Consider the following 24,753-nt stretch of genomic DNA (forward strand, 5'->3'; position numbering starts at 1 on the left):
TTCAGCCGACGGCAGACGGGTCGGCGTAGGCGAGCAGCGCCGGCTTGTCGTCTGCCAGCACGAAGCCGGCTGCGATGGTCTTGTCGGCCGAGGCCCCGAACTTCTCGGTGTACTCGGCGGGGGTTGCGTAGAGCTCGGCGATCCGCTCGGGGGTGAACGGCGTGGTGGACCCGAGGAGGAGGCAGAGGGTCGAGGGCTTGGGGCCGGCGACGCCCGACAGCGTGGCGGTGGGGACGTCCACGAGAGGCGTGCGGATGCCGCCCTCGGCGATGCCGTCGCGGTCGCGGACCACGGCGGGGGCCTCGCCGCCGGTGACCTCGATGCGGGGAGCCGTGGGCGGCAGGTCGCCGTCCTCCACCCAGGTGTCGAGGGCGCGCAGCGCGGCCTTCGACACGAGGTGGAGCGGGCCGTCGTTGATCGGCACGCCGCAGTCGAGCTGGCTGGCCGTGCTCTCGCCCAGGGTGTGCTTGTCGGCGTGGGCGGTGCCCGCCACCTCCCAGAGCCGGAAGGTGTCGCTGTCGGGCTGGCGGGCGGCCAGCGAGTTCAGCGGCGAGGTCAGGTCGCTCTCGGCCTGGAGGTCCATCACCGGCACGCCCAGGTCGGTGCGGATGATGGTGGGGTTGGCGTTGCCCAGCGCCGTCGCCAGGTCGGCGCTCTTGCCGTCGCCGACGACCGGGAGCCCGGAGGCGCCGCGGCTGTGGAGGAGGAACCCGTCGAACTCCTTGGTCAACGGCTGCACGCCGTTGGCGTAGGTGGTCAGGGCGTAGGCCGACTGCGACTCACCCACCGCCAGCACCCGCTGCGGCACGACCCCGCCCACGGGATCGCCGCCCTCGCGGAGGCCTCGGGCGACCTGCGTGAAGATGTCGAACGAGTAGCCGTCGCCGGGGTGCTCGAGCGTGCCGTACCGGACGGGGTCGATCTTCTTCAGCCCCATGCCGGCGACGCCCTCGCCGCCGGGTGCCGCCACCAGGATCGGCCCGCCGACCACGCCGAGCTGCTGGGCGGACACACCGACCCAGATGTCGCCGTTGCGCACCAGCTCCTCGTGGACCGACATCCACTCGGCGCCGGCGTCCACGCCGCCGCTGACGTTCAGCCACTCGACCACGACCGTCCCGCTGAAGTCGGCCGGGTCCTGCGGGCGGCGCACCAGGATCCTCGTGCGGTAGCCGGCCGAGCCGGCGGGCGAGAACGCCCAGCGGCCGTCGCGGCCCTGCTCGCCGTCGACCTGGTACGAGGTGGCCGTGCCGCTGGCCGCGTACTCGTGCTCCACGTAGCCGGGGATGTGCTCGTCGGGCGTCGAGGAGCCGATGAACGCGCCCTTGCCGCCGGTGAGCTCGTCGGCCAGGTCGGCCGCGGGGCCCGCGGGCCGGTCGACCGTGGTGGTGGTCTTGATCGCGGTGGTGCTGGCGTCGGGGTGGCTCGCCCCGTCGCCGGCGCTCGATGAGCAGGCGACCGCCCCCACGACCAGGGCGAGCAGCACCGGGACCAGCGCCCCTGACCTGCCCACCCGTCCGGATCGATGCCCTCCCGATTGGATCACGAGGGGTGACGATAAACGAGAACCACGTTCTCTGCTGGGCACCCTCCCGACGGGCGGGGCACCGTCGGGGTGGATCAGTCCTCGAAGAGCGACGGCGGGAACCCACCGGTGCTGATCGGGCTCCAACGGGTGGGATCGATCACGATCATGCACTTGCCCTGGTCGGCCATGGCCTGGCGGTACTCGTCCCAGTCTGGGTGCTCGCCCGAGATGCAGCGGTAGTACTCCACGAACGCGTCGCCGGCCTCGGGCAGGTCGAGCACCTCGGCCACGCCGTCGACCTGCACCCACGAGCTGTTGAACGAGTCGCCCATCACCGCCACCGAGACCAGCGGGTTCCGGCGGGCGTTCACGGCCTTCACCCGCTCGGGGTAGGTGGAGATCGCCAGCTTGCGGCCGGCGGTCATCCCACCGGTGACGAAGCTCATCTGGGGCCGCCCATCGGTGCGGGTGGTGGCGAGGACCCAGTGGTTCTTCCCCTCCAGGTGCGCCGCCAGCCCGTCGAGGTCGACGGTGACGTTGCTCGACCGGTGCGCCGATCGCGGGTCGTCCTTGGGCAGCTTCTTCGGTGCGCTCGCCATGGGTGCCTCCTCGTCGGGTGACCCGAGGTTCCCACACCCGTCCGGAGGCAGGTCACGGGTCTCGTAGCGTGCCGCGATGGACGACGTCGACGAGCAGATGATCCAGCTGGCGGTCGACCTGGGACGCCAGGGTGCCGAAGCGGGCGCCGGCGGCCCGTTCGGCTCGGTGGTCGCACGCGGCGGCGAGGTGATCGGCCAGGGCCACAACTCGGTCCTGGCCACCCACGACCCCACCGCCCACGCCGAGGTCAACGCCATCCGCGACGCGTCACGGGCCCTCGGTTCGCCGCACCTCGACGGCACCACCCTCTACGCCAGCTGCGAGCCCTGCCCGATGTGCGCCGGGGCGGCGCTGTGGGCCCGCGTCGACCGCGTGGTCTACGCCTCGTCGCGCGCCGACGCGCTCGAGTGGGGCCGCTTCGACGACGACGCGTTCTGGGACGACATCATCCGCCCGCTCCCCGAGCGGCAGCTGCCCCACACCCAGGTCGGCCGCGACCGGGCCCTGGTGGCGTGGCGCTGGTTCTCCGAGCACGCCTCGGACCTGCACTACTGACCTGGTGCTGACCGCTTGCCGCACGAGCGGCGGGGCCGGGCGGGACGGGGGCGCGACGGCTCGGCCGCTACGGCTCGCGCAGCCGGAGGGCGTTGGTCGACAGGCGGGCCAGCTGCTCGACGCCGTGGTCGAAGTCGCAGTCGAGCATGCCCTGCGCCAGCCACATCTCGGAGAACCGGGTGATCATCGACGTCAGCGCCGAGGCGACGATGGCGGGGTCGAGCTCGGGGTCGGCCAGGCCGAGGCGCTGGAGCTCGCTGATGGCCTCTTCCGCCTGGCGGAGGTAGGCCTGCGTGCGGGCCTGGCGGATGGCGCGCACGGGCTCGTGGTAGCGCGACACCTGCTCGATCACGCCCATGATGCGGGCCTCGGCGCGGTACTCCTGGAGGAAGAGGCGCAGCGAGGTGCGGAGGCGGTCGCCCATCGTGGCCCCGGTGGCCTCGTCGAGCAGCCCGCTCTCGAGGATGGAGTCGCGGCTGAACCGCACCTCCTGGGCGGCCGCCACCTCGAGGAACACGTCTTCCTTGGAATCGAAGTAGTGGTAGAAGGACCCGTGCGAGAGCTCGGCGCGCTCGACGATGTCGGAGATCCGCGCATCGAGGAACCCGGTCTCCTCGAACACCAGCTTGGCGGCGTCGACGATCCGGGCGCGCGTGCGCTCGCCCTTGCGGGAGCGGGGGCCGCTCGGCCGATCGGTCTCCAGCGAAGGAGTGGTCACCTGCACCCGCCTCCCTCCTGCCTCGTGGATCGGTGCGCCACGAACCTACTGGCCGGAGGACGGGGCCCCCGACCATGCACGGCTACGATAGAGAGTGATCGCTCACCTGTTTTGGGCAGGATCGGGCGCACGGATCGCGGAGCGAAGGAGCTGGGTGCATGGAGGCAGGGGCAACGGACGGCGAGGTCCTCACGGCCGAGTGGTGCACGCACCGCTTCGACCACCTCGCCCCGGAGCTGGTCGATCAGCTCCAGCCCACGCTGGCCCAGATGCGCGAGCACTGCCCGGTGGCGCACAGCAGCGAGCACGGCGGCTTCTGGATCGTCACCAAGCACGCCGACGTGGTACGCGTGGCGCAGGACTGGGAGAGCTTCAGCTCCGAGGACGGCATCACCATCCCCGGCGGCCCGTCACCGATCCCGGCCATCCCGGAGATGGTCGATCCTCCGCTGCACCGCGAGTACAAGCGGCTGATCAACGCCTTCTTCACGCCGCAGGCGGTGCTCGAGCACGAGGACGCCACCCGAGACCTGGTCAACGGGCTCATCGACGAGGTCATCGAGGCGGGCTCCTGCGACTTCATGGACGACTTCGCCCGGCCCCTGCCCGGCCTGGTGTTCTTCGAGCGCTTCCTGCACGCCCCCAGCGAGGAGCTGGCCGAGGTGAACCGCCTGGCCACGGTCGCCTCCGTCCCCACCACGGCCGAGGGCCGCGAAGCGCGCGGGGTGATGCTGCGGTGGATCGGCGCATTCGCCGCGCAGCGCCGCGAGCAGGAGCCGCAGGGCGACGTGGTCGACGCCATCCTCGGGGCCGAGATCGAGGGCCGGCCCATCACCGACCTCGAGGTGGTGGGGATGCTCCAGCTCCTGCTCTTCGGTGGCCTCGACACCACGGCCGGCGCCCTCGGCCAGATGATGATCCGGCTCTGCCACGAGCCGGCGATCGTCGATCTGCTCCGCACCCGGCCCGACCAGGTGACCGCCGCGGTCGAGGAGCTGCTCCGCCTCGACGGCCCGTTCATCTTCATCGGCCGCACGGCGCGGCGCGACGCCGTGGTGGGCGGCCAGCAGATCAAGCAGGGCGACAAGGTCCTCCTGTCGTGGGTGTCGGCCAACCGCGACGACGGCGAGTTCTCCACGCCCGACGAGTTCGACCTGACCCGCACGAGCAACCGCCACGTGGCGTTCGGCGCCGGGCCCCACCGCTGCGCCGGATCGCACCTCGCCCGCATGAACCTGCGCATCGCCCTCACCGAGGTGCTGCGGCGCATGCCGGACCTCCGGCTCCAGGACGACGCCGCGCCGATCCCCTTCCACTCGATGTACAACCGGGCGCCGGTGCGGGTCCCGATCGCCTTCACCCCAGGGCCCCGCGAGGCGTGACCACCGGCCCCAAGTTGAGCGAGTGTTCGCTCACTTGCACCGTGTAGGGTCGACGCTCCGAGGGCGGGTCCGATCCCTCGCCCCCCGCCGCACACCAGGAAGGTTGGGCAGCCGATGCTGCTGGAGCTGAGCGCGGACCAGGAGTTCTTCCGCGACACCACCATCAAGTTCCTCGACGAGCTGGCGCCGGTCGGCGAGCTGCGCCGGCTCCGCGACGAGCCGGCCGGGTTCGACCCCACGTACTGGCAGCGCGGCGCCGACCTGGGATGGACCTCGCTGCTGGTCCACGAGGACCACGGCGGCGGGTCGATCTCGGGCGACGGCCTGCTCGACCTCACCGTGATCGCCTACGAGTTCGGCCGCCGCGCCGCCCCCGGCCCGCTGCTGTCCACCAACGTGGTCGCCGGCGCGCTGAGCGCAGCGGGCGACCAGCCCGAGCTCCTCGCCAGCCTGGTGGCCGGCACCTCCGTGGCATCGTGGTGCCTGGCCGAGGGCCCGCCGCACGACGGCCTGGGCGAGGTCAACCTGCAGATCCGCGCCGACGGCGACGAGGTGGTGCTCGACGGCGTGAAGCGCCCGGTCGAGTCGGCCGCCGAGGCCACCCACCTGCTCGTCACCGGCCGCACCGGCAACGGCCTCACCCAGGTGGTGATCCCCACCGATGCTCCCGGCGTGACCATCACGCCGATGCGCGGCGTCGACCTCACCCGGCGCTTCAGCGTGGTGGCGTTCGACGGCGTGCGGGTGCCCGCCGCGGCGGTCCTCGGCGAGGTGGGCACGGCCGACGACGACGTCGAGCGCCAGCTGCTCCACGCCCTCGTGATCGCCGACGCCGAGGCGGTGGGAGCCATGCAGGCCGCGTTCGACATGACCGTCGAGTGGTCGTTCGACCGCTACTCGTTCGGCCGGCCGCTCGCGTCGTACCAGGCGCTCAAGCACCGCTTCGCCGACATGAAGACGTGGCTCGAGGCCAGCCACGCCATCAGCGACGAGTCGGCCGCAGCCGTGGCGGCGGGCAGCCCCGACGCCGCCAAGCTCACCAGCGCCGCCAAGGCGTACATCGGCGAACAGGGTGGCGAGCTCCTGCAGGAGTGCGTGCAGCTGCACGGCGGCATCGGCGTCACGTTCGAGCACGACCTGCACCTGTTCCTCCGACGGCTGACCGTCGACCGGGCGCTCTACGGGACCCCCACCGAGCACCGGCGGAGACTCGCCGTCCTCACCGCACCGGAGGCCGCATCATGAGCACCGAGATGGAAGACCTCGACGCCTTCCGGGCCCGCGCCCGGGCCTTCGCCACCGCCAACCTCCGGCCCGCCAAGCGGCGCCTCACCGTCGGCTTGCTGCGCAACGCGCGCACCGACGAGGAGGAGCTGGCCGAGGTGGCGCGCGAGCGCGAGGTGCAGCGGATGCTGTTCGACGCCGACCTGGCCGGCATCTGCGTCCCCACCACCTACGGGGGCCAGGGGCTGAGCCCCGCCCACCAGCGGGTGCTGAACGAGGAGCTGAGCGACCGCGAGTACCCCGAGCGGTTCCAGTCGCCCACGTTCGCCCCGATCCTCGCCGTGCTGCTCGAGTTCGGCAGCGAGGAGCAGAAGCTCCGCCACGTCCCCGCCATCTTGAAGGGCGACGAGATCTGGATGCAGTTCCTGTCCGAGCCCTCCGGCGGCTCCGACGTGGCCGCCGCCCTCACCACCGCGGTGCGCGACGGCGACGAGTGGGTGCTCAACGGGTCGAAGGTCTGGACCACCGGCGCCTGGTGGTCCGACTGGGGCCTCTGCCTGGCGCGCACCAACTGGGACGTGCCCAAGCACCGCGGCCTCACCGTGTTCCTCCTGCCGATCGACCGGGAGGGCATCGAGGTCCACCGCATCGAGATGCTCAACGGATCGAAGGAGTTCTGCCAGGAGTTCCTGTCCGACGTGCGCGTCCCCGATGCCGACCGGGTGGGCGAGGTCGACCAGGGCTGGACCGTGGGCACCCGCTGGATGGTCCACGAGCGGATGGGCAAGAACTCGCCGTTCGTCACCGTGCCCGTCGGCAACACCGGCACCGAGGGCGCCTCCACCCCGGTGCACGCCATCGCCGCCAAGGCCGGCCGCACCGACGACCCTCGCGCCCAGGACCTGGTCGGCGAGGCCCAGATGCTCGAGCTGGTGGGCGACGCCCTCAAGCGGCGGGTGGGCAAGGGGATCATGACCCGCACGATGTCGGATCAGTCCTCCGCCGTCATCCGCCTGTTCGCGGGGCGCGCCATGGTGCGCAAGACCACGATCGCCTTCGACCTGGCCGGGGCCACCGGCGCGGCGTGGATCGATGACGACGACGATCTGGTCGAGGTCGGCAACGACTACCTCATGCGCCAGATCAGCTGCATCGGCGGCGGCACCACCGAGATGGCCGCCAACGTGATCAGCGAGCGCGTCCTCGGCATGCCCCGCGAGCGCACCCTCGACAAGGACGTCCCCTTCCGCGACGTCCCCCGAGTCGCCCCCCACTGACCCCACCACCCCACCCCTCCCCTGCCGATCCAACGAACGTTCTGTGATGGCCCGGGGAGAGCCCCGGCTGATCACAGAACGTTCGTGCAGTCGGGGGGCGGGGTGCGGGTCGGTGCGCTACTCGGGGTGGGTGGTGGCGATCTCGGCGAGCAGGCGGACCCGGGGCGGGGGGTCGGTCTGGACCACGTCGGAGCGGTCGGTCTCGCCGCGGCGCGAGGCGGCGCGGAAGCCGTCGAGCGCGGCCTGGAGATCGTCGGCCTCGAGCTCGTAGATGGCCACGAACGGGCCCGTGCCGTCGACCGGGGCGAACCGGCGCGCCGACACGAAGCCGTCCATGGCGAGGATCTGCGGGATGTGGACCTGGTCGTACCAGGCGTGGAACTCGTCGAGCCGGTCCGGCGACGCCGGCATCGACTCGACCGAGAAGATGCCCCTCGCCATCAGCGGGCCCTCAGCCGAGCTTGCCCATGAGGAACTGGGCGACCATCGTGGCGTCGGGGAACGACTCGGTGATGCCCGAGCTCATGTAGCCGGCGTCGGTGATCATGGTGATGCCGTTGATGGCCACGGCGGCATCGCTGCAGAGGAACAGCAGCGGGTAGGCCTGGTCGAGCGGCGACGAGGCCTCGATGCCCGTGGCCTCGCGGTAGTCGGCGCCGAAGCCGAGCCACGTCTCCTTGTTGGCGACGGCGAGCGGGGTCTCGGTGGGGCCGGGGCAGATGGCGTTGATGCGGATGCCCTTCTGGAGCATCGAGAACGCCGACTGGGCCACGTAGGCGCACATGGCCTGCTTGGAGTTCATGTAGTCGGCCTTGTTGTGGGCGACCATCCAGGCGGCCGACTCGTCCCAGTCGGAGAGGGCGAGCAGCTCCTGCAGCTCGGCGAGGTTGGCCTCCCAGCCGAGGCCGGCCGCCGACGAGATGAACCCGATGGCGCTGCCGCGCCCGAGCCGGCCGTCGGCGACCACCTGCTCGATCAGGTACCGGTGCCCGACGAAGTTGATGCGCTCGATGCCGGGCGTGCCGTCGGCGACGCCGGCGCAGGCCAGCAGGGCGTGGATGGGGCCCTCGACCGAGGCCAGCGCGGTGTCGATCGACTCCCGCTCGGCCAGGTTGACGTGGATGCCCTGGGCGCCGTCGAGCGTGACGTCGGCGTAGTCCATCACGATGACGTCGGCACCGGCGTCCTGGGCGAGCTGGGCGGCTGCGGCGCCCATGCCCGACGCGCCGCCGACGACCAGGACTCGCTTGCCGTCGAACCGGAAGGCATCGAACTGCGACATGTGGGGATCTCCTTTGGGGTGCCGGCGAGGCGCCGGCGGATGGGTGGTGGTGGACGAAGGTCTGGGGTGAGCGGAGGTGGCGCCGAGCCGGGGCCGGAGCGGGTCAGGCGACGACGCCGCGGACCTTGAGGTCCACGATGGCGTCCCAGTCGAGGCCGAGGTCGGCCAGGATCTCATCGCCGTGCTCGTTGAACTCCGGCGCCCGGTGGGTGGGGGCCGGCTGCTCGTCGTACTGCACCGGTGCCGCGACCATCTGGAACGGGATCCCGGTGGTGGTCTCGCAGTCCTGGAGGTAGCCGTTGGCCACGGTCTGCGGATCGACCGCCGCCTCCAGGGTGTGCTGGACGACGGCCCACTGGCCCTCGAACGGCTCGAGGGTGTCACGCCACTCCGCGAGGGTGGCGCCGGCGAAGATCTCGTCGAGGATGGCGATGGCGTCGGCGCTGTTGTCGAGCAGCGACGCCTGGTCGGCGAAGCGCTCGTCGGCCTTGAGGTCGGGGCGCTCGAGCACGTCGCACAGCAGGGGCCAGTACTTGCCGCCCTGGAGGCACGTGAACATCAGCGACCGGCCGTCCTTGGTCTCGTAGTTGCGCGTCAGCGGGTTGGAGCGGGGGCGGTTGGCCGGCGGCGCGCCCCACGGGATGTCGAGCACGAGCGACAGCGCCACCGCCTGGCCCATGGCCCACAGGCCGGTGCCGAGCAGCGACACGTCGACCACGGTGGCCTCGCCCGTCTTCTCGCGGTGGAACAGGGCGCCCATGATCCCGCCGGCGATGGTCATGGCGCCGATGGAGTCGCCGAAGCCGGGTGCGGGTGGCATGGGGACGAGGTCGTACTCGGGCCGGTTGGAGCCGAGTGCGATGCCGGCGCGGGCCCAGAAGGCGAGGGCGTCGTAGGAGCCCTTGTCGGCGTCGGGGCCGCGCTCGCCCTGGCCGGTGCCGCGGACGTAGATGATCTTCTCGTTGTGGGCGCGGATCTCGTCGACGCCGATGTGCAGCTTGGTGCGGACGCCCGGGAGCTTGTTGGTGAGGAACACGTCGGACGTGGCCGCCAGCTTGTGGAGGATGTCGAGCCCCTCGTCGGTGGTCAGGTCGAGGCCGAGGCTCTTCTTGCCGCGGTTGGAGTGCTCGAGCAGGACGTGCACGTCGGTGGGCACCACGCCCACTCCTGACGAGGCGAGGCCGCGCATGGCGTCGCCCCGGGTGACGTGCTCGATCTTGATGACCTCGGCGCCCCAGTCGGCCAGGAGGGCGGAAGCGGCCGGCACGAAGGTGTGCTCAGCCACCTCGAGGATGCGGACACCTTGGAGGATTGCGGTCACGTGATCACCTCAGGGAACGGGTCGTTTTTCGACATCGACGTCAAATGTAAACCTAGTCGGCGCCGTCGGCTCGTCCGTCCTCCACGCCGAGGGCGTTGGCGAAGAGGCGGGCCACCTGGTCGATGCCCTGTTCGAGGGGCGCGTCGATGCCCTGGTGCACCAGCCACATCTCGGCGAACCGGTACGTGAGCGCACCCAGGGCGGCGGCCGCCACCACCGGATCGAGCTCGGCATCAGCCAGCCCGCGGCGCTGCAACGAGCGGATCGAGTCGGCCACCTGGGCGCCGTAGACCCGGTTCCGTTCGGCCCGCACGGCGTTGACCTGGTCGTCGTAGCGCGACACCTGCTCGATCTGGCCCATGATCCGGGCCTCGTCGCGGTAGCTCTCGAAGTGCCGGCGGATCGCCTCGTGGATGCGCTCGCGGGGGAGCTCGCGCGAGGTGGGCGACAGGATCACGTCGCCGAGGGGGGCCGCGAGCTGGTCGTCGACCGCGATCGCCACCTCGCGGAAGATCTGCTCCTTGGAATCGAAGTAGTAGTAGAAGGACCCGTGCGAGAGGCCCGCCCGATCGGCGATGTCGGAGATGCGGGCATCGAGGAACCCGGTCTCCTCGAAGGTGGCCTTGGCCGCCTCGAGCAGCCGCTCGCGCGTCTTGGTCCCCTTGGGCGTGCGCGGCCCCGCCTTGTCGGCCTCATCGGGGGTGGCTTCGGACACGGGCGCCTCCTGGTGACGCCGGGACGATAGCGCGGCCCCGGACGAGAATTCGACGTCGATGTCGGTATTAGGATGCTGCCATGAGGACCGTCGTCGTGGGGGCATCGAGCGGACTGGGTCGGTGCATCGGCATCGGCCTCGCACAGCGTGGAGGCGAGGTGGCGCTGCTCGCCCGGCGCCAGGACCGCCTCGATGCGGCCGCCGCGGAGGCGGGCGAGGGCACGGTGGCGATCGCCTGCGACGTCACCGACCAGGTCTCGGTCGAGAAGGCCATCGCCCAGGCTGCCGAGCAGCTCGGCGGGATCGACGCCCTCGTCTTCGCCAGCGGCGTGGGCACCCTCGGCCGCCTGGCCGAGCTCGACGCCGACACGTGGAGCCGCACGCTCGCCACCAACGTCACCGGCGCCGCCCTCGTGACCGCGGCTGCCCTCCCCCACCTGGCCGCCTCGCACGGCGTGGCCGTGTACCTGTCGTCGGTCAGCGCGTCCATGACGGCTCCGTGGCCGGGGCTGGGTGCGTACATCGTGAGCAAGGCCGCGCTCGACAAGCTCGTCGAGGCCCTGCGCGTCGAGCACCCCGAGGTGGGCTTCACCCGCCTGATCGTCGGCGACTGCGCCGGTGGCGACGGCCACGGCGGCACCGAGCTGCCGATGGCCTGGGACATGGACCTGGCGGCCGAGGTCGCCCCGGCCTGGATCGAGAAGGGCCTCATGTCCGGCTCGCTGATCGAGGTCGAGGAGCTGGTCCGCGTGGTCGACTCGGTGCTCCACCTGGGCGCCAGCGCATCGATCCCGACGGTCGCGGTCATCCCCCGCGCCCCCGCCGCGCCGGCCGGCTGACCGCTGCCGATCAGTCGGCGGTGAGCACGTCGGCGCGCACGTCGGCGCGAGCCGGGTCGAAGCTGAGGTACCCGGCGATCGGCGACGACTCGGGCAGCGGCTCGTGGTACGACCAGGCCACGTCGTCGACCACCGTGTCGCCCACCACCGCCGTCCAGTACCAGGCGGTGCCCTTGTAGGGGCAGTAGGTGGTGGTGGCCCCGGCGACGAGGAGGTCCATGCGGACCAGGTCTCGCCGCACGTACAGCTTGGGTGCGAGCGAGGTCTCGAACAGGGCGATCACGTCGGTGGTGTCCACCAGCACCTCGCCGCCCACCTCGACGCGCAGGCGCCGGTGCGACGCGACGCAGTCGACGCGGTGGTACGGGTTGCGGGGGTGCCCGAACACCTCCTCCTCCTCCTCGTACCAGCGCGGCACCGAGTGCCACGCCACCCGGACGTAGCCGGGCACGGCGGGCTCGGGCTCGCAGGCCACGTCGTGCACGTCGGACGCGGGGAAGGCGTAGGTGGGCGGCGCACCGGAGCGGTGCACGAGGAACGCGCGCTCGGTGTCGATGACCGTGCGCACGCGGTCCTTGCCGCGGATCCGGCGCAGGAACGGCTCGATGTAGGTGACCTCGCCCGGCAGGGGCGGTTCGAAGCGGCCGGCGGGGTGGGGGCTCAGCGGGCCGCGGCCGGTGGTGAGGCTCACAGCGACTTCCTCTCGTCGACGACGTGGTGGGTGGGCAGCGGCCGGACCATGGCCTCGACGGCGAACGACGCCAGCAGCGCGCCGCCCTCGTCGAACACCCGGCACTCGGCGTGGGTCATGCCATCGCCGGCGGACGTGGACAGGTGGTGGTAGTGCATCCACCGGTCGGCGCGCGGGTCGGCGTGGAAGGAGATGGTGATGGCGTTGATGGCCGTCGACAGCGTGCGGTGCGCCGCGTCCTGGCCGATGCCGGCGTGGGGGCGGAAGGCCGCCGCGATGGGCATGTGCCCGGTGAACTGGGCGAGCAGGCCGGCGTGCAGCGGCGGGTCGGCGGGCAGGTCGCGGAACCGCACCCAGGCGTCGAGCTCGGGTGGGCCGACGGGCGCCTCGGGGTCGCCGGTGTACGCGCCGTCGACCACCCGGATGTCGCGGCCGGTGACCGACATGTCGAACGGGATGCTCTCGTAGGGCCCGGCCACCTCTGGTGCGTCGACCGCGTGGCGGATCGCGTCGGGGGCCTTCACGTCGAGGAGGAAGGTGCCGCTGGCGCACAGGCGGTCGCCCTGGTGGACACGGATGGTGAGGCCGGTGAAGGTCCGCCCGTTCGCCAGCTCCTCGAGCTCGAAGGTCATCGGCTGGGCGGCGTCGGCCACCCGTACGAACACCATCGAGGCCGACACCACGCGGCGGCCGGGGGCGTGCCGGCCGGCGGCGACGATGGCCTGGCCGAGCATCTGGCTGCCCTCGACCACCGGGCGGCGGTGGTCGGCGCGGCCCACGCTCACGTAGGTGGCGCCGCGGCCGGTGGCCGGGCCCGGGCGGACGTCCATGATGGCGACCAGATCGGAGGCGTCGCCCCAGGTGGGGAACGCCTTGGTGGTCACGTCGCGCTCGTCGCTGCCGGGCGCAGCGTCGACCAGCTCGACCCGGACCCGCTCGGGATCGAACGTCACGTACCCGTCGGTGGCGGGCGCCGCGAGGGCCGCCCCGGCCGGCGCCACGGCGGCCGCAGGGAAGAGGAGCACGGGTGCCGCGCCGGGCTCGTCGACCCGGAGCGTGGCCGCCGAGGTGGCGATGAGCTGGTCGCCGAGCCACGCCCTGGCCTCGTACGAGCACGGTTGCGGTGACGGTGCGGTCATGACGTGCAAAACTAACACTGATGTCGAACTCAAAGAATGCGGCGCTCCCCACGATCGGAGCGCGGATCGCGCAGCTGGCCGCCGACCGTCCCACCACCGTGCCCCTGCGGTTTGTGGGCACCGACGGGGCCGAGACCGCCCTCACCTGGGCCGAGCTCGACGACCGGTCGAGCCGCCTCGCCGGCGCCCTGGCGGCGCGCGGCGTCGGCCTCGGCAGCCGGGTCACCCTGGCGCTGGGCAACACCCCGCAGCTGGTGCTGGGCGCTCTCGCCGCCTGGAAGCTCGGGGCGGTGCCGATCCCCGTGCGGTGGGACGTCCCCGAGTGGGAGCTGACGCGCCTGACCGCCGTGATCGAGCCGGTGGTCCACCTGGCCAGCGCCGACCGGACCTGGATCGACGCCACCGCCGACCAACCCGTGCCCGAGCTGGCCGACGCCACCTCACCCCACATGCAGGGCATCTGCAGCAGCGGATCGACCGGCACCCCCAAGGTGATCCTGACCCGGCGGCCCGGCCTGTTCGACCCCCAGTTCGCCACGCCGATGATCGCCGGGTGGCACGAGGTTCCCCAGCCCCAGCGCATCCTCGTGCTGGCGCCGATGTACCACGCCAACGGGTTCAGCACGCTCCTCAACCTGCTCGGCGGCGACGAGCTGGTGGTGCTCGAGCGCTTCGGCGCCGCCCTCGCCGTCGAGGTGGTCGAGCGCCACCGCATCACCACGTTCACGGCCACCCCGACGATGCTCCAGCGCATCGCCGACCTCGACCGCATCGAGCGGCGGGACCTCTCGAGCCTCGACTGGATCCTCCAGGGCGCGGCGATGATGCCGCCGTCGCTCGTGCGCCGCTGGGCGGGCCTGATCGGATCCGAGCGGATCCTCATGGCCTACGGCATGACCGAGGGCCTCGGCCTCACCGCCCTGCGCGGCGACGAGTGGCTGGCCCACCCCGGCAGCGTCGGCCGCGGCCAGCGCGGCACCGAGGTGCGCATCCTCGACCCCGACGGGCACGAGGTCCCCGACGGCGAGATCGGTGAGATCTACCTCCGCTCCCCGCTGTACGGGGGCTACGAGTACCTCGGCGGCGCGCCCCAGCTGCGGGGCACCGACGACGGGTTCGAGACGGCCGGCGACCTCGGCTTCGTCGATGGGGACGGCTTCCTCCACCTGGTCGACCGCCGCGTCGACGTGATCATCTCCGGCGGGGCCAACATCTTCCCGGCGGAGGTGGAGGCGGCGCTGATCGACCACCCCGCCATCGCCGACGTGGTGGTGATCGGCCTGCTCGACGAGGAGTGGGGCCGTCGGGTCCACGCCATCATCGAGCCGCACGACGCCGCCAACCCGCCGACGCTCGACGAGGTGGTGGCCTACGCCAAGGCGCGCCTCACCCCGTACAAGGTCCCGAAGTCGATCGAGATCATCGACGCCATGCCCCGCAGCGAGGCCACCAAGATCAGCCGCAGCGCGTTGATCGAGGCCCGCGGCGGTTGAACACAGAGGTGGAACGCTTCCACGTCATCTGAGATCACCCTTGACTGCCACCCGTGGGCGCGCGAAGGTATATTTCATGATGTTACGGTGGATTTCAACTATGTTCGTGATCGGGCTAGCGGCGGCGGCCGGGACGACGGTGACCGCGTGTGGATCCGCCGGCGATAGCGGAGCGGTCAGGAGCGGCGGTCCGCCACAGGTTGTGAAGGCAACCCTCGATCAGGCCATGGAGCGGTCGCCGGTGGCGCGTCCGGGAGCGGCACCGCTCGCCAGCGATGACGACCACATCTGGATGAGCGACTTCAAGGACCTGGCCACGTACTCGGTCAAGGACGAGACCTGGACAACGGTCGCGTTCCCCTGGCCCGAAGCGTCCCTCGACAGCCTCATCCTGGGAACTTCGGGCGGCGAGCTCCTCGGCGTCGCGAACCTCTGCGACGGGGATTGCGATGCCATCGCGCCAGACGGCGGGGCTCCGGTGCGAGGGACTGCGTTCACCCTGACCCACGGTGAGGTCTCGACGCTCGGGACGACGCCAGTGATCGACGGCCTGCACAACTGGGGGTGGATCTCCTCCGGGGGCACCACCCTCCAGGCCTTCTACTCGACAGGTGCAACCGGTGGTCTCGTCTTCGACGTGTCCCAGCACGGAACGAAGAGCGAACCCCTCTCGGCCTCTCTGGCCGAGCTCTGTCCAACCGGCGACGGCTATGCCGCGCTCGAGGTCGTCGATGCGGACCAACCTGGAGCTGTGCCGTGGGGACCGCTCCCCGAGGGCTGGAAGCCCGACCCCCACGACGCGCAACGGTTCGTGACGGGTGCAGCTACCGACACCCTCGAGCCCGTTGCGCTTCCAGACGCAGCGCAGCCCGTCCTTGCCGACTGGACCGAGCTCGGGACGATGTGCATACCGGGAGGGCTTGCGATCGTGGGCCAGCACGCGGCCTGGGAGTACGTGCGGGGGACCTGGACCAAGCGTCAGGCGGCCATGACCGACGGGATCACCAACGAGAACGCCCACGCTCCACGCCACCTCGGAGACGGCTCGCTGGTCGGACAGGTCGACTCCGGCGTGCTGCACCGATCGATCGATGGGACCTGGACCACCACCAACAACGACACGATCCAGGTCGGCGTCGGAGACCGGACCCTGACGTACGTCAGGCCCAAACCGCCGTCCTACAACGTCGGCGAGGCCCCAGCACCCGACTCGATCGCGGGTCATTGACATGAGCAACACCGGTATTGCCAGGAGGGGCCCGACACGAAGCCTGTTGAACGCCCTGATCGCGCTCTCGCTGGCGGCAACGATCGCCTCCTGCCTCGAAGCCCGGTGGGCGAGTCCTGCGGGGGCGACAGATGCACCGGCTCAGACCTTCAACATGTGCCAAGCCTCTGCCACCGCGACCGGAACAACGGACACTGGCGACCCGACCAACCAAAGAGCAAGGTCATCTGGTTCGTGAACACGACGGCCCCAACGGTCTGGTACGTCGGGCTCACCGAGGCCTGCGCCGACGACGTCGCGTACATCGCATTTCACCTCTCTCCAAGCAACATGCACTCACACTTCTTCCGCGACTACGCGGCCGACAGCCAGGTCAGGACCGCGTCGTGCATGGCCCACGGGTTCGGCAATGCCTCGCTCGAGTTCGGCGCAGATGTCGGTGGCACCTACAGCATGAACCTGTACTACTCGCCCGACCTGAACTGCATCGTCAAGCAGGGCTGGGGATTCCAGTGGCGCAGATGCGTGGCCCACCTGACAGCCGACAGCGATGCCAACGCATCGTTCGACTTCCTCCTGATCAGAGCCTTTTGGGACGACCACCCCGGCCAGATCTTCATGACGGGAGACATGAACTTGAGCGCGGCACAGACGAACGCGTACTTCCCGAACTCGTGGGATGTCGACTACCCCGGCCTTCCTTGGACGGGAACCGATACGGAGAGATCACCGGGCGTCGACGAGAAGATCGACTACGTGTGGGTTCGAAAATCGTTCTTCTCTCAGCCCGGTTCGGCCTTCATCAACTGTGACTTCGCCTTCTCCGACCACTGCTACCTCGTGGGCGAGGCGCACACCTGACTCGACGAGTGGCACATCGGTTGGGCCGGCGTGGCGCTGCGGGTCTGGCAGGGTGATCTGGATGGACCGACGTCGAAGCTGGTCGACCGGGGTGGCAAGCACGTTGAGCGACATCCCGACCCCGGCACGGTGGTCGCTGGTGGCTGCGATCGGGCTGGGTGCGATCGGCGGTGTCGTGGGCCTGGTGCTCGGGTTGGCGGCCTACCCGCCCACGGCATGGTTCGCCGTGTTCGAGGTGGGCATCCCGTCCGGCATGGTCGGGGCCGTCATCGGGCTGGCGGCGGGCAGCGTCGCCTGGTGCATCCACCGTCTCCGGGCAGCACCCGGCCATCCCTGATCCGGCGCTCGCCACGGGGCGATCGCCGATCGCCCTGTCGGCCAGCTCGGCGGGAGACCCCGCTTAAGGAGCAGGGACCTCGAGGATGACAGCGGAGGCCATGCCGCCGCCGGCGCACATGGCGGCCACGGCGAGGCCACCGCCACGGCGGCGCAGCTCGTGGACCAGGGTCATCGCCATGCGGGACCCGGTCATGGCGACGGGGTGCCCGAGGCTGCAGCCGGAGCCGAGCGGGTTGACCAGGTCCTCGTCGAGCCCGAGCTCGCGGACCGCGGCGATCGGCACCGAGGCGAAGGCCTCGTTGATCTCCCACAGGTCGATGTCGCCGACGGTGAGCCCGGCGCGCTCGAGCGCCTTGCGGATGGCGACCGGCGGGGCCAGCCCGGTGTCGGCGGGGGTGACGCCGGCCGAGGCCCACGACTTCACGGTGGCCAGCACCGGAGCGCCGTTGGCGATGGCGAAGTCGCGGTCGGCGACGACCATGGCCGCGGCGCCGTCGTTGACGCCGGCCGAGTTGCCGGCCGTGATGCTGAAGCCCTCGATCTCGGGGTGCAGCGGCTTGAGCGAGGCGAGCTTCTCGAGCGACGAGGAGCGCCGCGGGTGCTCGTCGGTGTCGAACGAGAACGAGGTGCCGTCGCGGAGGGTGACGGGGACCGCCACGATCTCGTCGGCGAAGGCGCCGCTGTCGATGCCGCCGATGGCCCGCATGTGCGAGCGGTAGGCCCAGGCATCGAGGTCCTCGCGGGAGATGCCGGCCTTGCGCGCTGCGTTCCAGCCGACCGTGATGGTCATGTCGCGGATGGGGGCGTCGTCGGTGGCGGGGTGGCTGGGCGACAGCCAGTCCTCGTCGACGAAGTCGGTGCCGGGCACCCGGCGCACCGCCTTGGGCGAGGTGGAGGTGGACTGCACGCCGCCGGCCACCACCACGCGGTCCATGCCGGCCATGACCGACGCGGCCGCGGTGGAGAGGGTGCCGAGGCCCGACGCGCAGTGGCGGTTGTGGGCGATGCCAGGTGCGTGGACCAGGCCGGCCTCGATGGCGGCGTAGCGGGCGATGGCCCCGCCGCCGTAGAGCGACTCACCCAGCACCACGTCGTCGACCAGCGCGGGGTCGAGACCCGAGCGGCGCACGCTCTCGGCCACCGTGAGGGTGGCGATGGTGAACGCATCGGTCTCGATCAGCGAGCCCTTGAAGGCGGTGGCGATCGGCGTGCGCGCGGTGGAGACGATGACGGCTTCGTGGCTCATGCGGTGGTGCTCCTGGAGAGGTGGGGAGAGGGGTTCAGACGAGGGCGTCGATGCCCATGAGCCGGCCGAGGTTGCCGCCCATGACCTTGGCGAGGTCTTCGTGCGCCAGGTCCGAGGGCAGGTGGTCGACGTAGCTGCACGGATCGGCGAGGCCCTCGGGGTGCGGGAAGTCCGACCCGAAGAGGATGTGGTCGACGCCGAGGGCGTCGATGAGCTCGTCGAGCTTGTCCTCGTGGAACGGGCTGACGTAGATGTTCCGCTTGAACGCCACGATCGGGTCCTCGTCGAACGCCTGCGGCATCTTCTCGTAGGTGTCCTGCAGGTGCTCCAGGAACGGGAGGACCCAGTCGCCGCCGTTCTCGACCGCCGCGATGTTGAGGCGGGGGAAGCGGGTGAGCAGGCCGTGGCAGACCGCGGCGGACATGGTGTCCTCGATCGGGCGCTTCTGCGAGGTCATCATCCGGAACGGGTCGGGCCGGAACGGGAGCATCTCCTGCGGGCCGGTCCAGTCGGCGGTGTAGCGGGAGTAGCCGCTGTCGGAGGCGTGCATCGACACGAGGATCCCCGACTCCTGCACGGCCTCCCAGAACGGGTCGAACTCCTCGAGGGCGAACGAGCGCGAGCCGCCGTAGCCGGGCACGGGCGCCGGGCGGATCAGCACGGTCTTGGCCCCGCGCTCGAGGCACCACTCGAGCTCCTTGATGGCCTCGTCGACGATGGGCAGGGAGATCACCGGGGTGGTGAAGATCCGGCCCTCGTAGTCGAACTGCCAGGTCTCGTAGAGCCACTCGTTGAGGGAGTGGACGACGGCGTGGATCAGCTTGGGGTCGTCGCGCATGCGCTCCTCGAGGAGGCTGGCGAGGGTGGGGAACATGAGCGTGCGGTCGACGCCCAGCTCGTCCATGAGCTCGATGCGGGGCGCCGGCTCCCGGAACGCCGGGATGCACTTCATCGGGTCGCCGATGAGCTCCCGGTACGACAGCCCCTTCGGGTTGCCGATGCGGAAGTACTCCTCCTGGGCACCCGGCCGGGCCACCACCTCGAAGGTGGGGTTGGGGATGTAGTCGCTGATCGTGCCGCGCACCACGATCTTCGTGCGGCCCTTGACCTGCACGTAGTCGATGGCGCTCCGGTACTGCTTCGGGAGGTGCCGGGTGAAGGCCTCCTCCGTCTCGTACAGGTGGTTGTCGGCGTCGAACACCGGGAAGTCCAGGCTGCGTACCATGCGCCCGAAAGTAGCCCGTTTTGACTGCGACGTCAAATTCAGGTACTCTCCGATCCTGCTCGATGGGGCCGCCATCGCGCGTAGGGGACCGCATTGAAGGGGAAGAGCCGTGGTCGATCCAGAGTCGAGGATGCTCATCGATGGTGAGCTCGTCGCATCGAGCACCGGGGCGACGTTCGAGAACGTCAACCCGGCCACCGAGGAGGTGCTCGGCGTCGTCGCCGACGGCACCGCCGACGACATGCACCGAGCCATCGCCGCCGCCCGCCGGGCGTTCGACGAGACCACCTGGTCCACCGACCGGGCGTTCCGCAAGCACTGCATCGAGCAGCTGCAGGCGGGGCTCGAAGCCGTGCAGGAGGAGCTGCGCGAGCAGCTGATCCTCGAGGTGGGCGCCCCGCGGATGCTCACCCACGGCCCCCAGCTCGACGTGCCGCTCGAGCACTCCCTCACGTACCCGGCCAAGCTCATGGACGAGTACCCGTGGGTGACCGACCTCCCCGACGTCCCCGACCTCCGCGGCTCGCTCACCCACCGCCGCATCGTCAAGGAGCCGGTGGGCGTCGTCGGCGCCATCACCCCCTGGAACTTCCCGTTCGAGGTGATCATCAACAAGGTCGGCCAGGCCCTCGCCACCGGCAACACCATGGTGGTCAAGCCGGCCCCCGACACGCCGTGGAACGCCACGCTGCTCGGCCGGGTCATCGCCGAGCGCACCGACATCCCCGCCGGCGTCATCAACATCGTCAACGCCTCCGACCACTTCGTCGGCGAGGAGCTCACGCTCTCGCCGCTGGTCGACGCCATCTCCTTCACCGGCTCCACCACCGTGGGCCAGCGCATCATGGAGAAGGGCGCCGCCACCATGAAGCGGCTGTTCCTCGAGCTGGGCGGCAAGTCGGCCACCATCGTCCTCGACGACGCCGACCTGGGCATCGCGTCGTTCATGGGCATGGCCGTGTGCACCCACGCCGGCCAGGGCTGCGCCATCCCCACCCGGATGCTGCTCCCCCGCAGCCGCTACGACGAGGGCGTCGAGCTCATCCGATCGATGATGGCCGCCGTGCCCTACGGCGACCCGCAGGATCCCGGCAACCTCCAGGGCCCGCAGATCTCGGCCAAGCAGCGCGACCGCGTGCTCGGCTACATCCAGAAGGGCATCGACGAGGGCGCCACGCTCGCCCTCGGCGGCAAGCGGCCGGCGCACCTCGACAAGGGCTTCTTCGTGGAGCCGACGATGTTCACCGATGTCGACAACTCCATGACCATCGCCCAGGAGGAGATCTTCGGGCCGGTGCTCGTGGTCATCCCGTTCGACGATGACGACGACGCCGTGCGCATCGCCAACGACAGCAAGTACGGCCTCGCCGGCACCGTGTTCTCCGGCTCCACCGAGCGGTCGATGGCGGTGGCCAGCCGGGTCCGCGCCGGGTCCATGAGCGTCGACGGCGGGGCCGCCTACATGGCCGACCTGCCCTTCGGCGGCTACAAGCAGAGCGGGGTCGGACGCCAGAACGGCGTGGCCGGCTTCGACCAGTACCTGGAGACCAAGTCGATCGCGTGGCCGGCATGACCGCCACCAGCACCGACCCGGCGTACTACGACCCGTACGACTTCGAGATCGACACCGACCCGTACCCGATCTGGCGCCGGCTCCGGGAAGAGACGCCGCTCTACTACAACGAGAAGCTCGACTTCTACGCGCTGAGCCGGTTCAAGGACGTCGAGGACGGCCTCAAGGACTGGCACACCTACAGCTCCAAGCAGGGCTCGCTGCTCGAGCTGATCAAGGCCGACATCGAGATCCCGCCGGGCTCGATCATCTTCGACGACCCGCCCGGCCACGACGAGCACCGCGGCATCCTCTCGCGGGTCTTCACGCCCCGGAAGATGGCCGCCATCGAGCCCAAGGTGCGCGAGTTCTGCGCCCGCAGCCTCGACCCGCTCGTCGGCTCCGGGGGCTTCGACTTCATCGCCGACATCGGCGCCGAGATGCCCATGCGCACCATCGGCATGCTCCTCGGCATCCCCGAGCAGGACCAGGTGGCGCTGCGCGACCAGATCGACAGCGGCCTCCGCATGGAGGACGACAAGATCCCCGACGCCACCGACTTCTACGCCGGCCTCGACCAGGCCAACGCGTTCGGTGACTACCTCGACTGGCGGGCGGAGCACCCCTCCGACGACCTGATGACCGAGCTGCTCCAGGCCGAGTTCGACGACTCCGCCAGCGGCACCCGGCGCAAGCTCACCCGCACCGAGCTCCTCAACTTCATCAACCTGCTCGCCGCCGCCGGCAACGAGACCACCACCCGGCTCATCGGCTGGACCGGCAAGGTGCTCGCCGAGCACCCCGACCAGCGCCGCCAGATCGCCGAGAACCGCGAGCTGGTGCCGCAGGCCATCGAGGAGATCCTCCGATACGAGGCCCCCTCCCCCGTGCAGGCCCGCCTGGTCACCGCCGACGTGGAGCACCACGGCCAGACCGTGCCGGCCGGCAGCGCCATCCTGCTGCTCAACGGCTCGGCCAACCGCGACGACCGCGAGTTCGCCGACGGCGACTCGTTCGACATCCACCGCAAGATCGGCCACCACCTGTCGTTCGGCTACGGCCTGCACTTCTGCCTCGGTGCGGCCCTCGCCCGCCTCGAGGGCCGGGTGGCGCTCGACGAGATCCTGCAGCGCTTCCCCGAGTGGGACGTCGACTGGGACCACGCCAAGCAGGCCCGCACCTCCACCGTCCGCGGGTGGGAGCACCTCCCCGTGATCACCCCCGCCTGACCACCACCTCCTGACGACCGCCGACCCGACGATCGCCGCCTGACGAACCTCCCGAGAGGAACCCTCCCATGCAGATGGACGACATGATCCTGGTCAGCATCGACGACCACATCATCGAACCGCCGGACATGTACGAGAACCACGTGCCGGCGAAGTGGGCCGACAAGGCGCCCAAGGTCGTCCGCAACGCCCAGGGCGTCGACGAGTGGGTGTTCGGCGGCGAGGCCACCTCGACCCGCTTCGGCATGGCCGCCACCGTGGGCTGGCCGGCCGAGGAGTGGGGGTTCGACCCGGGCACCTACTCCGAGCTGCGCCCCGGCTGCTTCGACGTGCACCAGCGCGTGCGCGACATGGACGCCAACGGCATCCACGCCTCGATGAACTTCCCCACCATGGCCGGCTTCAACGCCCGCACGTTCACCGAGGCGGGCGACAAGGAGGTCGCCCTCATCATGCTCCGGGCCTACAACGACTGGGCCATCGACGAGTGGGCCGGCAGCTACCCCGGCCGGTTCATCCCCCAGGGCATCGTGCCCATGTGGGACGTCGACCTCGCCGTCGAAGAGGTCAACCGCCTCGCCGCGAAGGGCTGCCGCTCCATCAGCTTCCTCGAGACCCCGCACGTCCAGGGCTTCGAGAGCTTCCTGTCGGGCTACTGGGATCCGATGCTGGCCGCCATGTGCGACCACAACATCATCTTGTCGCTGCACATCGGCGGCGGGTTCGACGTGATCCAGCGCCCGAAGGAGGCACCGGTCGACCACCTCATGGTGCTGGCCTGCCAGATCAGCGCCATCACCGCCCAGGACCTCCTCTTCGGCCCCACCCTGCGCCGGTTCCCCGACCTCAAGGTGGCCCTGTCCGAGGGCGGGATCGGCTGGATCCCCTTCTACTTCGACCGCATCGACCGCCACGTGCAGAACCAGGCGTGGCTCCACGAGCGCGACGACTTCGGCGGCAAGCTGCCCTCCGAGGTGTTCCGCGAGCACATCCTCGCCTGCTACATCACCGACCCGTCGGGCCTGTTGCTCCGCGACCGGATCGGCATCGACATCATCGCCTGGGAGTGCGACTACCCCCACACCGACACCACCTGGCCCAACTCCCCCGAGCAGGCCTGGGGCGAGCTCCAGGACGCGGGGTGCAGCGACGAGGAGATCCACAAGATCACCTGGCAGAACGCCACCCGGTTCTTCGACTGGGACCCGTTCAAGCACGTGAAGCGAGAGGACGCCACGGTCGGCGCCCTCCGCGCCCGTTCCACCGACGTCGACGTGACGCGCATGCCGAAGGCGGACTGGAAGGCGCGGAACGAGGCCGCCGGCATCGGCGTGTTCTCGTGATCGAGCCGCTGCGGATCGCGCTCGGCCCGACGTGGCCTCGGTAGCGATCGACGGCCTCACGATCGCCTACGAGGTGATCGGCGAGGCCGGCCGCGGCGGGCGGCCGTGGGCGCTCACGCCCGGCGGCCGGTTCAGCAAGGACTACGGCGGCGTGCGCGAGCTGGCCGAGGCGCTCGCCGCGTCGGGCGATCAGGTCGTCATCTGGGACCGGCCCAACACCGGCGCCTCCGACGTGTGCTTCACCGGCGCATCCGAGTCGGCCATGCAGGCCGACGCCCTCGCCGGCCTCCTGCGCCACCTCGACCTCGGGCCCGTCGTCATCGCCGGCGGCTCCGGTGGGTCCCGGGTGTCGCTGCTCACCGCCGCCCGCCACCCCGACGTGGCCTCGGCCCTTGCCGTGTGGTGGATCAGCGGCGGCGTGCTCGGGCTCATCGGGCTCGGGTACCACTACTGCAGCGGGTCGATCCGTGCCGCCTGGAACGACGGCATGGAGGCGGTGGCCGCCCTCCCCGAGTGGCAGGAGCCGCTCGAGCGCAACCCCGCCAACCGCGAGCGCCTGCTGGCCCAGGACCCCCGCGAGTTCATCGAGCTCATGGAGCGGTGGATGCTCGTCTACTGCCCCTGCGGCGACGAGGTGGTCCCCGGCCTCACGGCCGCCGATGCCGCCGCCATGACCCTGCCCGCCCTGGTGTTCCGCAGCGGCGAGAGCGATCTCAACCACACCCGCGCCACGTCCGAAGCGGTGGCCGCCACCCTGCCGAGCGCCCGCCTGGTCGAGCCCCCGTGGGGCGACCGCGAGTGGCTCGACCGCCAGGCCGCCCGAGCCGCCGGCGGCAGCCTCTTCGCCCGCTGGCCCCTCCTGGTCCCCCAGCTCCAGGCCTGGGCCGACGAGGTCGTCCCCCGCCGCCCTTGACCCGAACGTTCTGTGATGGCCCGGGGCTGAGCCGGGATCATCACAGAAGGTTC

Annotated in this window: 24 protein-coding genes; 13 read left to right on the forward strand and 11 right to left on the reverse strand. The window is 70.9% G+C overall.

Annotation, left to right across the window (positions count from 1 at the left end; genetic code table 11):
• Nucleotide 1: 1 nt before the first annotated feature.
• Entirely contained in the window at nt 2–1,513 is a 1,512-nt protein-coding gene (locus ACPPVX_RS08345; protein WP_426574429.1) for an alpha/beta hydrolase domain-containing protein, read from the reverse strand.
• Nucleotides 1,514–1,620: 107 nt separating this feature from the next.
• Nucleotides 1,621–2,127: a PPOX class F420-dependent oxidoreductase gene (locus ACPPVX_RS08350; RefSeq protein WP_426574430.1), complete on the reverse strand. Its 507-nt coding sequence runs from the start codon at nt 2,125–2,127 to the stop codon at nt 1,621–1,623.
• A gap of 76 nt (nt 2,128–2,203) precedes the next feature.
• Between ACPPVX_RS08350 and ACPPVX_RS08355 the strand changes: the two genes are divergently transcribed.
• A complete protein-coding gene (locus ACPPVX_RS08355; RefSeq protein ID WP_426574431.1) occupies nt 2,204–2,683 on the forward strand; it encodes a nucleoside deaminase in 480 nt (159 codons plus the stop codon).
• A gap of 67 nt (nt 2,684–2,750) precedes the next feature.
• Here ACPPVX_RS08355 and ACPPVX_RS08360 read toward each other — a convergent pair whose 3' ends face one another.
• Nucleotides 2,751–3,401 (reverse strand): TetR/AcrR family transcriptional regulator, encoded by a 651-nt coding sequence (locus tag ACPPVX_RS08360; protein ID WP_426574433.1) that lies wholly within the window; start codon nt 3,399–3,401, stop codon nt 2,751–2,753.
• A gap of 158 nt (nt 3,402–3,559) precedes the next feature.
• Between ACPPVX_RS08360 and ACPPVX_RS08365 the strand changes: the two genes are divergently transcribed.
• The 3 genes from ACPPVX_RS08365 to ACPPVX_RS08375 all read left to right on the forward strand — a co-directional run bounded on the left by ACPPVX_RS08365 (nt 3,560) and on the right by ACPPVX_RS08375 (nt 7,284).
• Nucleotides 3,560–4,783, forward strand: a complete 1,224-nt coding sequence (locus tag ACPPVX_RS08365) for a cytochrome P450 (protein WP_426574434.1) — start codon at nt 3,560–3,562, stop codon at nt 4,781–4,783.
• A gap of 114 nt (nt 4,784–4,897) precedes the next feature.
• On the forward strand, nt 4,898–6,028 hold the full coding sequence (locus tag ACPPVX_RS08370) for an acyl-CoA dehydrogenase family protein (protein WP_426574435.1): 1,131 nt from the start codon (nt 4,898–4,900) through the stop codon (nt 6,026–6,028).
• Nucleotides 6,025–7,284: an acyl-CoA dehydrogenase family protein gene (locus ACPPVX_RS08375; protein ID WP_426574436.1), complete on the forward strand. Its 1,260-nt coding sequence runs from the start codon at nt 6,025–6,027 to the stop codon at nt 7,282–7,284. Before ACPPVX_RS08370 ends, ACPPVX_RS08375 begins: the two co-directional genes overlap by 4 nt.
• Nucleotides 7,285–7,401: 117 nt before the next feature.
• Here ACPPVX_RS08375 and ACPPVX_RS08380 read toward each other — a convergent pair whose 3' ends face one another.
• The 4 genes from ACPPVX_RS08380 to ACPPVX_RS08395 all read right to left on the reverse strand — a co-directional run bounded on the left by ACPPVX_RS08380 (nt 7,402) and on the right by ACPPVX_RS08395 (nt 10,602).
• The gene (locus ACPPVX_RS08380) at nt 7,402–7,725 is read right to left on the reverse strand and encodes a hypothetical protein (RefSeq protein ID WP_426574437.1); all 324 of its coding nucleotides are present in this window, start codon (nt 7,723–7,725) and stop codon (nt 7,402–7,404) included.
• Between the two features lie 10 nt (nt 7,726–7,735).
• On the reverse strand, nt 7,736–8,566 hold the full coding sequence (locus ACPPVX_RS08385) for an SDR family oxidoreductase (protein ID WP_426574438.1): 831 nt from the start codon (nt 8,564–8,566) through the stop codon (nt 7,736–7,738).
• 103 nt (nt 8,567–8,669) lie between these two features.
• Nucleotides 8,670–9,887: a CaiB/BaiF CoA transferase family protein gene (locus tag ACPPVX_RS08390; RefSeq protein ID WP_426574439.1), complete on the reverse strand. Its 1,218-nt coding sequence runs from the start codon at nt 9,885–9,887 to the stop codon at nt 8,670–8,672.
• Between the two features lie 52 nt (nt 9,888–9,939).
• Nucleotides 9,940–10,602: a TetR/AcrR family transcriptional regulator gene (locus ACPPVX_RS08395; RefSeq protein ID WP_426574440.1), complete on the reverse strand. Its 663-nt coding sequence runs from the start codon at nt 10,600–10,602 to the stop codon at nt 9,940–9,942.
• Between the two features lie 80 nt (nt 10,603–10,682).
• Here ACPPVX_RS08395 and ACPPVX_RS08400 point away from each other — a divergent pair, with 80 nt between their 5' ends.
• On the forward strand, nt 10,683–11,441 hold the full coding sequence (locus ACPPVX_RS08400) for an SDR family oxidoreductase (RefSeq protein ID WP_426574441.1): 759 nt from the start codon (nt 10,683–10,685) through the stop codon (nt 11,439–11,441).
• 10 nt (nt 11,442–11,451) lie between these two features.
• Here ACPPVX_RS08400 and ACPPVX_RS08405 read toward each other — a convergent pair whose 3' ends face one another.
• Together ACPPVX_RS08405 and ACPPVX_RS08410 are read right to left on the reverse strand one after the other, a co-directional pair.
• Nucleotides 11,452–12,132: a DUF427 domain-containing protein gene (locus ACPPVX_RS08405; protein WP_426574442.1), complete on the reverse strand. Its 681-nt coding sequence runs from the start codon at nt 12,130–12,132 to the stop codon at nt 11,452–11,454.
• Complete coding sequence (locus ACPPVX_RS08410; protein ID WP_426574443.1) at nt 12,129–13,271, reverse strand: acyl-CoA thioesterase; 1,143 nt, start codon at nt 13,269–13,271, stop codon at nt 12,129–12,131. Before ACPPVX_RS08410 ends, ACPPVX_RS08405 begins: the two co-directional genes overlap by 4 nt.
• A gap of 20 nt (nt 13,272–13,291) precedes the next feature.
• Between ACPPVX_RS08410 and ACPPVX_RS08415 the strand changes: the two genes are divergently transcribed.
• The 4 genes from ACPPVX_RS08415 (at nt 13,292) to ACPPVX_RS08430 (ending at nt 17,190) form a co-directional block, all read left to right on the forward strand.
• Complete coding sequence (locus ACPPVX_RS08415) at nt 13,292–14,764, forward strand: class I adenylate-forming enzyme family protein (RefSeq protein WP_426574444.1); 1,473 nt, start codon at nt 13,292–13,294, stop codon at nt 14,762–14,764.
• 100 nt (nt 14,765–14,864) lie between these two features.
• Nucleotides 14,865–15,992: a hypothetical protein gene (locus ACPPVX_RS08420; protein WP_426574445.1), complete on the forward strand. Its 1,128-nt coding sequence runs from the start codon at nt 14,865–14,867 to the stop codon at nt 15,990–15,992.
• 234 nt (nt 15,993–16,226) lie between these two features.
• On the forward strand, nt 16,227–16,853 hold the full coding sequence (locus ACPPVX_RS08425; protein ID WP_426574446.1) for an endonuclease/exonuclease/phosphatase family protein: 627 nt from the start codon (nt 16,227–16,229) through the stop codon (nt 16,851–16,853).
• Between the two features lie 139 nt (nt 16,854–16,992).
• Nucleotides 16,993–17,190 carry a hypothetical protein gene (locus ACPPVX_RS08430; protein WP_426574447.1) on the forward strand — a complete coding sequence of 66 codons (198 nt, stop codon included), beginning with the start codon at nt 16,993–16,995 and terminating at the stop codon, nt 17,188–17,190.
• A 63-nt stretch (nt 17,191–17,253) separates the two neighbouring features.
• Here ACPPVX_RS08430 and ACPPVX_RS08435 read toward each other — a convergent pair whose 3' ends face one another.
• Nucleotides 17,254–18,438 carry a thiolase family protein gene (locus tag ACPPVX_RS08435; RefSeq protein ID WP_426574448.1) on the reverse strand — a complete coding sequence of 395 codons (1,185 nt, stop codon included), beginning with the start codon at nt 18,436–18,438 and terminating at the stop codon, nt 17,254–17,256.
• Nucleotides 18,439–18,472: 34 nt separating this feature from the next.
• Nucleotides 18,473–19,663 carry an amidohydrolase family protein gene (locus ACPPVX_RS08440; RefSeq protein WP_426574449.1) on the reverse strand — a complete coding sequence of 397 codons (1,191 nt, stop codon included), beginning with the start codon at nt 19,661–19,663 and terminating at the stop codon, nt 18,473–18,475.
• 130 nt (nt 19,664–19,793) lie between these two features.
• On the opposite strand from ACPPVX_RS08440, the gene ACPPVX_RS08445 reads away from it, so the two are divergent.
• The 4 genes from ACPPVX_RS08445 to ACPPVX_RS08460 all read left to right on the forward strand — a co-directional run bounded on the left by ACPPVX_RS08445 (nt 19,794) and on the right by ACPPVX_RS08460 (nt 24,700).
• Nucleotides 19,794–21,236 carry an aldehyde dehydrogenase family protein gene (locus ACPPVX_RS08445; protein WP_426575015.1) on the forward strand — a complete coding sequence of 481 codons (1,443 nt, stop codon included), beginning with the start codon at nt 19,794–19,796 and terminating at the stop codon, nt 21,234–21,236.
• Nucleotides 21,233–22,444, forward strand: a complete 1,212-nt coding sequence (locus tag ACPPVX_RS08450; RefSeq protein ID WP_426574450.1) for a cytochrome P450 — start codon at nt 21,233–21,235, stop codon at nt 22,442–22,444. Before ACPPVX_RS08445 ends, ACPPVX_RS08450 begins: the two co-directional genes overlap by 4 nt.
• Before the next feature lie 68 nt (nt 22,445–22,512).
• Nucleotides 22,513–23,787 (forward strand): amidohydrolase family protein, encoded by a 1,275-nt coding sequence (locus ACPPVX_RS08455; protein ID WP_426574451.1) that lies wholly within the window; start codon nt 22,513–22,515, stop codon nt 23,785–23,787.
• A gap of 31 nt (nt 23,788–23,818) precedes the next feature.
• Nucleotides 23,819–24,700 (forward strand): alpha/beta fold hydrolase, encoded by an 882-nt coding sequence (locus ACPPVX_RS08460; RefSeq protein WP_426574452.1) that lies wholly within the window; start codon nt 23,819–23,821, stop codon nt 24,698–24,700.
• Nucleotides 24,701–24,753: the final 53 nt, after the last annotated feature.

Origin of the sequence: Aquihabitans sp. McL0605, assembly GCF_049993875.1 — a bacterium.
Classification (GTDB): domain Bacteria; phylum Actinomycetota; class Acidimicrobiia; order Acidimicrobiales; family Iamiaceae; genus Aquihabitans.